Below are 10,678 nucleotides of genomic sequence, written 5' to 3'. Positions count from 1 at the left end.
CTGGGCAAGCCGGTTGACCTCGGTGAAGGGTTCGCTGCGCATCAACATGAGTGCCACCTCCTGTGTCTCGACTGGTCGGTCAATGCGCGATACCGACTTTCTATCACGTCATCGTAGCGATGACAAGTCTGTTGTCAACGAAAAGATGACGCCGAGGCCGACCCGCGTGCGGGCCATCGGCGCTCCGCTGAGCGCTCGTCCGGTCCTGCTAATTTGACGGCTGTGCGCCGGCTATCGATTGCGGTGGTGATCGCGCTCTTCGCGGCCGTCACCGCCTGCTCGTCAGATTCCACATCGGATGCCGCTGCGCCGGGCGGCACGCCGTCGCCCTCGGTCTCCGCGTCGACCGTGGCGCTCAAGTCGCAGGCCGGCTGGTGTTATGCGCGCAATCGCAAGCCCGCCGGCACGTACCGGAAAGTGGAGTGTGCCGACCCGGCGGCCGAGGCGACGGTCGTGCAGATCAACTTCGCCGACGACACGGCCTCCGGTGGCGAGTACGAGTACGACTGCACCGTCGACGAGATCGACTTCTTCCTCGACCTGGACGCGCAGCCGCCGATCGAGGAGGCCTACACCGGGAAGGGCCGGCAGTTCGCGTGCATGAAGGTCACGAAGGGGCCGCACGCGGGCGAGTCCGGTGGTGGCAAGGCCCCCATCGCTGTCGGTGACTGCGTCCACCCGAGCGAGCCGGTCAAGAGCGGGCTGCTGGAGACGCGGTACGTCGGCGAGATCCGGTGCGCCCAGGCGGACGTGTTCCGGCCCGCCTACCGGGTCACCGCGATCGGCAAGGGCGTCAGCTGTCCGTCCGGCACGGCCCTGACGTTCGTGATCACGCCACTGGGTTCGACCAGTGGCGAGACGGCCTGCGCCGACCAGATCTGATCGTCCTGATCAGGCCGAGCGGGTCAGCCGGCGGACCGCGAGCGCTCCACCGACCGCGGCGATCACGGCCAGCGTCACCAGGGCGGTCACGTCGTTGCCGCGGCCGATCCAGGGCGAGCGGATGGCGTCGACCAGCAGCCCGGTCGGGGTCCAGCCCGCGATCGTGTTGAGCGCGGCCGGCATCACTCCCGGTGGCGGGCCGCCGCCGACCAGGAAGAACGTGCCGAAGAACAACAACAGCCCGACGCCCTGCGCGGCTCGTGCGGTCGGCAGCAGCGAGCCGAGCAGCGTGCCGAGCGCCGCGAACGCGAGAATGCCGAGCACGAAACCCAGGACCACGCCCGGCACCGACTCGGGTCGCGCCACCTCCCAGCCCCAGTTCGCCAGGACCAGCATGAGCACACCGCCGACGGTGGCGAGGGCCGCGATGACCACGGTCTGCGCGACGACCAGTGAATGGGCCGGCACACCCGCGGCGCGGAATCGGCGCAGCACGCCGCTGCTGCGATAGGCGGCGAGGTGGGTGGGAGTGCCCATGAACCCCATCGCCGCGATGGCCGCACCGAGATAGGACGTTACGTAGAACTCGGCGCCGCCGACGCCTTCGAAGACCGGGTCGGTGTCGCCGCTGAACGAGGCCAGCAGCAGCACCATCAGCAGGATCGGGAACAGCAGGCTCACCACGAGCACCACGGGCTCCCGGCACAGCAGTCTGAGTTCGGTCCGGACCACCTCGCCGATCATGATCCGCTCCCATCGGCCAGGCTGCGACCGGTCATCGCCAGGAACACGTCCTCGAGTGAGGGATGGTGCGTGCGGAAGTCGGCGGGCAGCACGTCGTGCGCGACCAGCTCGGCCGCCACCGCCACGGTCGCCGCGCCGGATCCGGTCACCGTGACCAGACCGGCGTCGACGGTGACCGCATCGACTCCGGGCACCGCGGACAGGTAGGACGGGTCGTGGCCGTCGACGCTGAACGTCGTCCGCACGGCGCCGCCACGATCGGCGGTCAGTGCCCGCGGGGTGTCGAGCGCGACCACCCGCCCGCGGTCCACGACGGCGACCCGGTCGCAGAGCACCTCGGCCTCCTCCATGAAGTGGGTGACCAGCACCACCGTGGCGCCGCGATCGCGGACCCGGCGGACCAGATCCCAGGTGGCGCGGCGGGCGGTCGGGTCGAGGCCGGTGGTCAGCTCGTCGAGAAAGACGATCTCGGGCCGGCCGAGCAGGGCGAGCGCCAGGAACAGGCGCTGCTGCTGGCCGCCGGAGAGCGTGGCGTACGCACGGCGCCGCAGATCGTGCAGCCCCCACTCGGACAACACCGAGCTCACGTCGATCGGCCCGGGATGGAGCCCGGCGAAGAGCCGGACCGCCTCGCCGACCCGCAGGCGCTCGGGCAGCGCGGAGGACTGCAACTGTGACCCGGTGCGGCGACGCAGCTTCTCGGCATCGCGGCTCGGATCCAGCCCGAGCACCGTGAGCCGGCCGCCGTCGCGCCGCCGCAGGCCCTGCAGGATCTCCACGGTCGTGGTCTTGCCGGCCCCGTTCGGCCCCAGGAGCCCGAAGATCTCGCCCCGCCGCACGTCCAGGCTGACGTCGTCGACGGCCACCGTGTCTCGGTAGCGCTTCTTCAGATTCTCCGCGGTGATGACGGTTTCCATACCTGGACGCTAGGCAGGCGGCAGCGCCGGGTCGTCCGCGAAAAGTGGTACAGCTTTGGAGGTATGCCGTCACTCGCCGGGCCGGACCAGCCCGGTCTCGTAGGCGAGGGCCGCGGCCTGCACCCGGCTCTCCAGACCCAGCTTGGCCAGCACCCGCGAGACATGGGTCTTCGTGGTCAGTTCGGCGATCCGCAGCCGCGCGGAGATCTCCCGGTTGGAGCAGCCGCGAGCGACCAGCGTCAGCACCTCCCGCTCCCGGTCGGTGAGCGCGTCGAGCCGCCGGGGCGTCGGCCGCTCGCGGGCGAGCCGCGCCGCCACGAGATGGTCGACCAGCCGGCGGGTGGTGGCCGGCGAGATGACCGAGCCGCCGGCGGCCGCGGCCCGGATCGCGTCGAGCAGCTGGGCCGGCGGGGTGTCCTTGACGAGGAACCCGGCCGCACCGGCCTCGAGCGCGTCGAACGCGTTCTCGTCGGTGTCGAATGTGGTCAGGATCAGCACCTCGGGCGGCATGGCCAGGGCGCGGATCTGCCGGGTCGCCTCGATGCCGTTGGTGTGCGGCATGCGGATGTCCATCAGCATCACGTCGAGCCGGTGGCGGCGCGCCAGGTCGACGGCGGTGCTGCCGTCACCGGCCTCGGCGACCACGTCGATCCCCGGATCGGCGTCGAGCAGGGCCTTGAAACCCGCGCGGACGAGTTCCTGGTCGTCGACCACCACCACCCGGATCATGCGTCCGCCCTCATCGGTTCCGTCTCGTCGAGGGGGAAGCGGGCCACCACCCGGAACCCCCGGTCGACCCAGCCGGCCTCGAAGTGACCGTCGTAGAGAGCGACCCGCTCGGCCATCCCGCGCAGACCCTGACCCGGTGCCGGCCCGCCGGCCGCCGGGCGATGGCCGGCGTTGCCCACCTCGACGTCCATGCCGCCGGGCCGGTAGCGGATCGCGACCGTGGCCGCCGCGCCCGGGGCGTGCTTCACCACGTTCGTCAGCGCCTCCTGGACGACCCGGTAGGCGGCGAGATCGAGGCCGGCCGGCGGCTTCCGGACCGCGCCTTCGATGGTCAGGGTGACCGGCACGCCGGCCGCGCCGACCTGGTCGATCAGCCGCGGCACGTCGGCCAGGCCCGGCTGCGGCTCGGGCTGCGGGCCACGGGGATCGGGATCGCGCAGTACGGCGAGCATCCGGCGCATCTCCACCAGCGCCTCCCGCCCGGTCCGCTCGATGACGCCCAACGCCTGCGCCGCCTCGTCCGGCCGCGTGGTGGCCAGGTGCGCGCCGACGCCCGCCCGCACGGTGATGACGCTCATCGCGTGGGCGATCACGTCGTGCAGTTCACGGGCGATGCGGCCACGTTCCTCGGCGACCGCGCGGTCGGCCAGTTCCCGCCGGGCCGCTTCCAGCGCGGCGGTCTTCGCCTCGAGCTGCAGAGCGTACGACCGGCGGCCGGTCATCGCGACCCCCAGACCCCACACCACGAAGTAGATCAGCGCGATGTAGCCGACCTCGCTGGTGTCGGCGTTCCAGAGATCGGCGATCGCCGCACCGGCCATCCAGGTCGGCGCCAACAGCCCGAACGCGCGGATCCACATCGGCTTGTCCCACGCACCGACCGCGTAGACCGCCGCGAGCGCCGGCAGCGACTGCACGATGTTCGGGTCGTGCCCGGTCTCGAGCCAGAACGGGTACGCGACACAGAAGACCGCCACCACCACGAGCGGATGGCGACCGACGGCGAGCAGGGGGAGCGTGTTGAGGGCGAGCAGCGCGACGTCCCGCCCGGTGTGGCCCGGCACGAACCCGCCCTCGCTGAACACGGACGCCGTCCACACCGCCGTCAGCACTGCGGTGACCGCGAGCACGCGCCGGAATGAGTCCGTCATGTCAACCGGTCACGTTAGCGGCTGCCCGGCGCCGCATGAAGACCCCGGGCCGCGGCCGGTCGGCGGGATGTTCGACGATCGCGACGCCGGGCGGTGCGGCGTACCCTCGCTCATTTCGCGCGATCGGTGTCGATCCCGCCGGCGGCGAGCGTCGCGTGCCGGGTGAGATCGACCAGCGACTCGGCCGCCGGCCGCGCGGCGTAGCCGGGGTCGGCGAGCATTTCGGACGCGATCGCGTCGATCGCGCCGTTGAGACCGATCGCAGCGGTGCGGGTGTCGAACTCTCTGAAGTGTCCGCTCCGCTGTCCGCGGGCGAAGATGTCCGCCACCACTCGCCACCGCTCGGGTGCGGTGCGCATGTTGGTGCCCGTGACGAGCTCGGTGGAGGCGACGCCCTCGACCAGGATCCGGACGCCCGCGGGATGGTCGGCCAGGTAGGCGATGAGGGTGTGGACATACGCCGCGATGGCGTCGGGTGGGGAAGCCGCGGCGCTCAACGCCTCGGACAGTCGCCCGGTGAGGTGATCGAGGGTGTCGGTCAGCACCTGCCGGAGGATCTCCTCCTTGTTCTCGAAGTGGTAGAGCACCGCGGCCTTGGAGATGGACGCGCGTTCCGCGATCCGGGCCAGCGTGGCGTTGGCATAGCCGTGCTCGGCGATGAGGTCCACCGCGCAGGCGAGGATCTGCGCCCGTCGTGCCTCCTCGACGAAGGTGCGCCGCCGCCCGTCGTTCGTTCTCGTCACCGGGGTCTCCGATCCGCCGCCGTCGATCTGACCTCGTGGTAGCTTAACTGACCATACGGTCAGTCTACTGCGGGGGGAGTGCCATGTCGCACGACACCAAGGTGCAGGGCACGGGCCGGGTGCGGCGATTCGGGCGGGCCATGCGCAGGCACAAGTGGCGCGCCGGCTTCGCCCTCCTGGGCGTGACCGTGCTCCTTCTGACCGCGGGCATGTTCGGGGCGGCGGAGATCTGGCGAGTCGTCGACGACCGAAAGGCGACCATGACCACCGACGGGCCCTATCGCGGGACGGTCGAGTCCTTGAACTCCCACCCGCTTCCCGACTGGTACTCCGATGCCAAGCTCGGCGTGATGATCCACTGGGGTCCGTACTCGGTGCCGGGCTATGCCCCGAAGGGCACTTTCGCCGAAGTGTTGACCACCGACTACGACAACGCGATGGTCCTGCATCCCTATGCCGAGGACTATCAGAACGCCATGAAGGACCCGAGCTCGCCGACCGGCCGGCACCACGCCGAGCATTACGGCACGAAGCCGTACGAGGAGTTCGGGAAGCAGTTCGAGGCCGGCCTTGCGGAATGGGACGCCGACGCCTGGGCGAAGACGTTCCACGACGCCGGAGCGCGTTATGTCGTCATGGTGGCCAAGTACGCCGACGGCTATTCGCTGTGGCCCACCGACGTCGTCAACCCGCACCAGCCCGGCTGGCACAGCCGGCGCGACCTGGTCGGTGAGCTCGCCGCCGCGGTCCGGAAACAGGGCATGAAGTTCGGCCTGTACTACTCGGGCGGCGTGGACTGGACATTCCAGCGGCAGATCGTCAGGAGCCTCGGCGACTATGCCTACCTGCCCTACGGCGCCGACTACGCCGACTACGCGACAGCGCAGGTGCGCGAGCTCATCCAGCGTTACCAGCCCGATCTGCTGTGGAACGACATCCTCTGGCCCACGGGGCAGGAACGCCTGTCCGCGCTCATGGCCGACTACTACAACACGGTGCCCGGCGGCGTCCTCAACGACCGCTGGACCACCACCAGCTTCTGGCACCGGACCATGGGTCTCAAACCGATGCGCTGGGGCTTCGACACGCTCATGAAACAGGCGATCAAACACCGGCCGGAACTGACCACGTCGAACATCACGCAGCCGTCGGTGCCGCACAGCGACTTCACCACACCGGAGTACACGCAATACCCGACCACCCAGGCGAAGAAGTGGGAGATGGTGCGCGGCATCGGAAACTCGTTCGGGTACAACCGCGAGGAGACCGACGCCGACTACGCCTCCGTGGAAGGGCAACTCCTGCCGGACTTCATCACGGCGGTCGCGAAGAACGGCAACCTGTTGCTGAACGTCGGTCCGAGCGGCGGCGCGGGCGTTCTCGTCCCGGAACAGCTGACCCGCCTGCGCGGCATCGGCGATTGGCTCGCCACCAACGGCGAGGCCATCTATGACACGCGGCCCTGGCGGCAGGCGGAGGCGGTCACGACGACCGGCCTCCCGGTCACCTTCACCGAGAAGGACGGAGTCCTCTACCTGACGGTCATCGGACGGCCCACCGGCGCGAAGCTGGTCATCAAGGACCTCCGCATCGAGGGCGCCGCCCGGGCGCTGGGCGACGACTCCATCGTGCGGATCACGGCGGAGGGCGCGGACACCGTCCTCACCTTCGCCGAGCCACTCGACGGACGGTTCTCGCCCGTCATCAGAGTGGCCGGACCGTAGCTTCAGTTTCAGCCGCGGTCGATGATCTGGTCGGCCGGCAGCCGGGACGCGGAGGCAGCCACCACGTCGGCCGGGTCGGCCGTGCCGAGGCGCAACACCAGGAAGGGATGGCCGACGCTGGCGATCATCGCGCGCAGCGCCTGGCGGCTGGCGATGACCTCGATCGGGGCGCTGTGCGGCAGGACGGAGATGCCGTGCTCGGTGGCGGTGAGCCAGCCGGCGGACAGGGCTTCACCGGCGCGCAACCAGCTGATCTGCTCGTCGGTGTCGCCGTAGAGCATGACGAACACGGCGGCCTCGTCGTGCCCGGCGCTGATCCTGAGCGCTCCGCGGACGCCGAAGTCGCGGCCCGGCACCGTGGTCTGCGTGGCGCGGTCCGGGATGACGTCGTCCGGGACGCCGGTCCCGGCGGGCCGGGTGCCGCCGGTCCAGTAGGCGAGCTCGGTCTGCCAGGCCGGATCCGTGGCTTCGCTGCGCTGGGCGTGATCGGCCGCCGCGGCCAGGTCGAGGAGTTGTTCCGGGCGCAGCGTGTGCAGTCCGGTGTGCTGCGCCTGGATTGCCGTCGTGACGGCCGCCAGGCCGGCCGGGTCGACGGGCGTGTCGGAGACCGGCCGCCGGTCGGTGTGCCGCAGCGGGACGGTCTTCAGGTGCGACGCCGAATCCGGGTCGGCCGGCGCCCGGCCCTCGACGTGCAGGCGGGCGAGCAGGTCACGGTCGCCGCCCGGTGGCATGCGCGTCACGGTGGCCCGCCAGCCCTGTGCGCCCAGCGCGATGCGGGCGTGGTGCAGAGCGGCGCCGCAGCTCAAGGTCGCCAGCCGCTGATCGGGGTCGGTGACGGGCAGGACACGGTCGCGGACGAGATGCAGCTCGAGGGTGTCGGCCTTGAGCCGCCATCGCCACGGCTGGGTGTTGTGGATCGACGGCGCGTATCCCGCGGCGGCAGCGGCTTCGGCCAGGGCGTGGTGGGCGACTTCGGGATCGGTGGGGTGGGTCAGGGCGTCGGTGTCCACGGGTCGAATTCCTTCCGCTGTCAGGGTGCGGTCGGCAGCTGGGTGCCGTTGACGACGGGCGGATCGGTCGTGCGGGATCCGCGCGGCGGGTTGGCGAGCGCCGCGGTGTTCTCGCGGGCGAGGAAGGTGCCGAGTTCGCCGATGGTGCTCATCAGCGGGGCCGGGAAGACCACGGTGCTGTTCTTGTCGACGCCGAGCTCGACCAGGGTCTGCAGGTTGCGCAGCTGAAGCGCCAGCGGGTGCGCCATCATGATGTCCGCGGCGGCGCCGAGCGCGTCGGCGGCGAGCGCCTCACCCTCGGCCGCGATGATCTTCGCGCGCTTCTCCCGCTCGGCCTCGGCCTGCCGCGCCATGGCTCGTTTCATGGTGTCGGGCAGCTGGATGTCCTTGAGCTCGACGAGGGTGACGACCACGCCCCACTCCTCGGTGGCGACGTCCAGGATCTCGCGGATGTTGACGTTGATCCGGTCGGTCTCGGACAGCGTCTCGTCGAGGGTGTGCTGACCGACGACCTTGCGCAGGGTGGTCTGGGCGATCTGATTGATCGCCGTGCCGACGCTCTCGATGGCGACGACCGACTTGACCACGTCGACGACCCGGAAGTAGGCGACGGCGGAGACGTCGACGCTGACGTTGTCCTTGGTGATGATGCCCTGCGACTGGATCGGCATGGTGACGATGCGCAGGCTCACCCGGTGCAGCACGTCGACGAAGGGGATGATCACGGTCAGCCCGGCCTGCCGCACGCCGATCACCCGGCCCAGCCGGAACAGGACGCCCTGCTCGTACTGCTTGACCACCTTCAGGGCGAGCGACGCCAGGGCGAGGATCAACAGGACGATTACGAAGATCCACAGGTACCACATGGGGGATCCTGACTTCGGCCGTGGCCGGATATTTCGTGCCCGGGAACAAGTCTGCGTGCGAAACGCAACCGGTCGCTGCGGGGGCGACGGAACGCCGGACACCGCAAGGGCCAACTACCAGCCACCAGGGTCCGAGGCGACGACCCAATCGTACGCCTACCCAGGTGCTCGCCGGCGGCGGTTGTGCGGGCTGCGCGCTATCGGCGTACGTTGACGTTGTCGTCTCGGACCCGGTGGCCTTGAGCCCACCGCCGCCTTCGAAATCTCCGACAGCCGTGGATGACGGTCCGAGCCCTCGTCGCTGGACGCCCCGCGGACCTGCGTCATGAGCAACGCGAAGGAATGTGAGTGCGATGGTCGACATCGCCAACGGTCACGAAACGTCCGCCCCACAAACGCCTCCGGCCGCCACTGATCTCCCGGGCGCGGGAAACACCTGGGTCTTCCGTCGCATGTGGACGGCGCTGCCTTGGGTGCGCCGCAACACCTGGCTCGCCTGACATCTGATGGAGCCATACCCCGCCGATCCCCGATGGAGATCGGGCGACCGTGTGCTCGGCGCTGGACTGCGGCTGCTCGGCGCAGCGGTGGCCACTGTCGCGGTGCTGGGCCCGCTGGTGCTGGGCCTGCTGCGCTACCGGACCTCCCCGACAAGCTTGAATCAGATCGTCGGAGGTGATGCCGCCGCCCTGACCGTGGTCGCGCCGATCGCTATCGCCGCTGGCATCCTGGCGATCCGCGGGCATCCGATCGCCCCGATGCTCGCCCTGGCGCCGTCGGTCTTCGCGGTCTACACCTACACCCAGCTGATCCTCGGCAACGAGTTCCTGCGGATGCCGGGCAACGTCGAGCGGTACTTCCCCCTGTTGCTCGCGGTTTTCGTTCTGGCCGGCGCGATCGCACTACGCGCCTGGCGGACCGCATCATCGGCGGAGCTGCCGGCGATGTCCGCGGCCGCCGGCCGCAACCCGGCCTATGCGCTGCTGGGCGCCTACACCCTGATCGGCGCCTCGGTCGCCGGCATGGCGATCACCATGGCCGCGCGCGACGATCCCGACGCCTCTGCCGTCATCGTTGCCGGATCGGTCCTGATGACGGTCCTGCTGGCCGCGGTGACCTGCTCCCTCTACCGAGGGCTGTGGCGGCGGAGGCCGCGCGGGCCGGCGACCACCACGGCTCCACCGACCGGGCTGAGGAGCGCGGTATGACCGAGGGGCCCAGCGTGACGCTGTACTGGTTGCCGCTCGGTGCAGGTGGCCACTGCGTCCGCCGGAACGGGCGCGTCTTCGAGGCGCTCGTGGCGGCGCGAGAACATCGGGACGCTTGCGACCTCTACCATTCCGCGCTGCAGGTGCGCCTGGGCGCCGATCGGTTCGTCGTCGAGATGACACCGGTCATGGGCAACAAGGCCGCCGATCGCGGCGTCGTGCTCGAAGGCCCGGTGGGTTCCCGCCTGCTCAGCGGATCAAGGTTGTTCCGATACGAGGTCCGGCGGTGGCGTGGTGGCGCCATCCCCGACGTCCGGGAGGCCGTCGGGGACCCCCGGATCGTCAGTGCCGAGGCCGCCCGCGCCCGCGAGGTGCTGCGACTCGTGCCACTGGTGCCCGCACTCGTCTGGGGCCGCGACGAGAGCCGAGCCGGCGAAATGTGGAACTCCAACTCTCTGACCGCATGGCTCCTCGCCTGCAGCGGTCACCCGATGAGGGCCATCGAGCCACCAGCACACGGCCGCGCCCCCGGATGGCACGCCGGTCTGCTCGTCGCAGCCCGGCAGGGGCACGCGGCCGAAGGTCAGGCTGTGGGCCGGGTCCGGTAAATCGACCGACGTGCCCGGGCCGCCCGAGTAAAAGATCGCAGTCGCGGGTAAAGGCCCGCGAGTGACCACAGATGAGCGGGACCGGAGGACGACAGC

The 10,678-nt window shown here is 70.4% G+C and carries 12 protein-coding genes; 5 read left to right on the top strand and 7 right to left on the bottom strand.

Going from position 1 to position 10,678, the window contains the following annotated elements:
- The coding region (locus ACZ6TI_RS45060) for a hypothetical protein (protein WP_465351447.1) at nucleotides 1-217 on the top strand (217 nt) is incomplete at its 5' end.
- 5 nt (nucleotides 218-222) lie between these two features.
- Nucleotides 223-882: a hypothetical protein gene (locus tag ACZ6TI_RS45055; RefSeq protein ID WP_465351446.1), complete on the top strand. Its 660-nt coding sequence runs from the start codon at nucleotides 223-225 to the stop codon at nucleotides 880-882.
- 9 nt (nucleotides 883-891) lie between these two features.
- Here the strand turns inward: ACZ6TI_RS45055 and ACZ6TI_RS45050 are convergent, their stop codons facing one another.
- The 5 genes from ACZ6TI_RS45050 to ACZ6TI_RS45030 all read right to left on the bottom strand — a co-directional run bounded on the left by ACZ6TI_RS45050 (nucleotide 892) and on the right by ACZ6TI_RS45030 (nucleotide 5,166).
- Nucleotides 892-1,626 (bottom strand): ABC transporter permease, encoded by a 735-nt coding sequence (locus tag ACZ6TI_RS45050; protein WP_465351445.1) that lies wholly within the window; start codon nucleotides 1,624-1,626, stop codon nucleotides 892-894.
- Complete coding sequence (locus ACZ6TI_RS45045; protein WP_465351444.1) at nucleotides 1,623-2,543, bottom strand: ABC transporter ATP-binding protein; 921 nt, start codon at nucleotides 2,541-2,543, stop codon at nucleotides 1,623-1,625. Before ACZ6TI_RS45045 ends, ACZ6TI_RS45050 begins: the two co-directional genes overlap by 4 nt.
- Nucleotides 2,544-2,612: 69 nt before the next feature.
- Complete coding sequence (locus tag ACZ6TI_RS45040; RefSeq protein ID WP_465351443.1) at nucleotides 2,613-3,272, bottom strand: response regulator; 660 nt, start codon at nucleotides 3,270-3,272, stop codon at nucleotides 2,613-2,615.
- Nucleotides 3,269-4,423 (bottom strand): sensor histidine kinase, encoded by a 1,155-nt coding sequence (locus tag ACZ6TI_RS45035; protein ID WP_465351442.1) that lies wholly within the window; start codon nucleotides 4,421-4,423, stop codon nucleotides 3,269-3,271. Before ACZ6TI_RS45035 ends, ACZ6TI_RS45040 begins: the two co-directional genes overlap by 4 nt.
- Before the next feature lie 110 nt (nucleotides 4,424-4,533).
- Nucleotides 4,534-5,166, bottom strand: a complete 633-nt coding sequence (locus ACZ6TI_RS45030; RefSeq protein WP_465351441.1) for a TetR/AcrR family transcriptional regulator — start codon at nucleotides 5,164-5,166, stop codon at nucleotides 4,534-4,536.
- Nucleotides 5,167-5,249: 83 nt separating this feature from the next.
- On the opposite strand from ACZ6TI_RS45030, the gene ACZ6TI_RS45025 reads away from it, so the two are divergent.
- Nucleotides 5,250-6,890: an alpha-L-fucosidase gene (locus tag ACZ6TI_RS45025; protein WP_465351440.1), complete on the top strand. Its 1,641-nt coding sequence runs from the start codon at nucleotides 5,250-5,252 to the stop codon at nucleotides 6,888-6,890.
- An 8-nt stretch (nucleotides 6,891-6,898) separates the two neighbouring features.
- Here ACZ6TI_RS45025 and ACZ6TI_RS45020 read toward each other — a convergent pair whose 3' ends face one another.
- Both ACZ6TI_RS45020 and ACZ6TI_RS45015 read right to left on the bottom strand, forming a co-directional pair.
- Nucleotides 6,899-7,900, bottom strand: coding sequence for an Acg family FMN-binding oxidoreductase (locus tag ACZ6TI_RS45020; RefSeq protein ID WP_465351439.1), 1,002 nt, complete (start codon nucleotides 7,898-7,900; stop codon nucleotides 6,899-6,901).
- Between the two features lie 20 nt (nucleotides 7,901-7,920).
- A complete protein-coding gene (locus tag ACZ6TI_RS45015; protein ID WP_465351438.1) occupies nucleotides 7,921-8,766 on the bottom strand; it encodes a slipin family protein in 846 nt (281 codons plus the stop codon).
- A 551-nt stretch (nucleotides 8,767-9,317) separates the two neighbouring features.
- On the opposite strand from ACZ6TI_RS45015, the gene ACZ6TI_RS45010 reads away from it, so the two are divergent.
- Both ACZ6TI_RS45010 and ACZ6TI_RS45005 read left to right on the top strand, forming a co-directional pair.
- On the top strand, nucleotides 9,318-9,974 hold the full coding sequence (locus ACZ6TI_RS45010; RefSeq protein ID WP_465351437.1) for a hypothetical protein: 657 nt from the start codon (nucleotides 9,318-9,320) through the stop codon (nucleotides 9,972-9,974).
- Entirely contained in the window at nucleotides 9,971-10,582 is a 612-nt protein-coding gene (locus ACZ6TI_RS45005; protein WP_465351436.1) for a hypothetical protein, read from the top strand. Before ACZ6TI_RS45010 ends, ACZ6TI_RS45005 begins: the two co-directional genes overlap by 4 nt.
- Nucleotides 10,583-10,678: the final 96 nt, after the last annotated feature.

This window comes from Actinoplanes sp. NPDC051388, from assembly GCF_055586225.1.
Note: the sequence above shows the minus strand (reverse complement) of the source record. Positions and strands in the feature narration are given on the sequence as shown.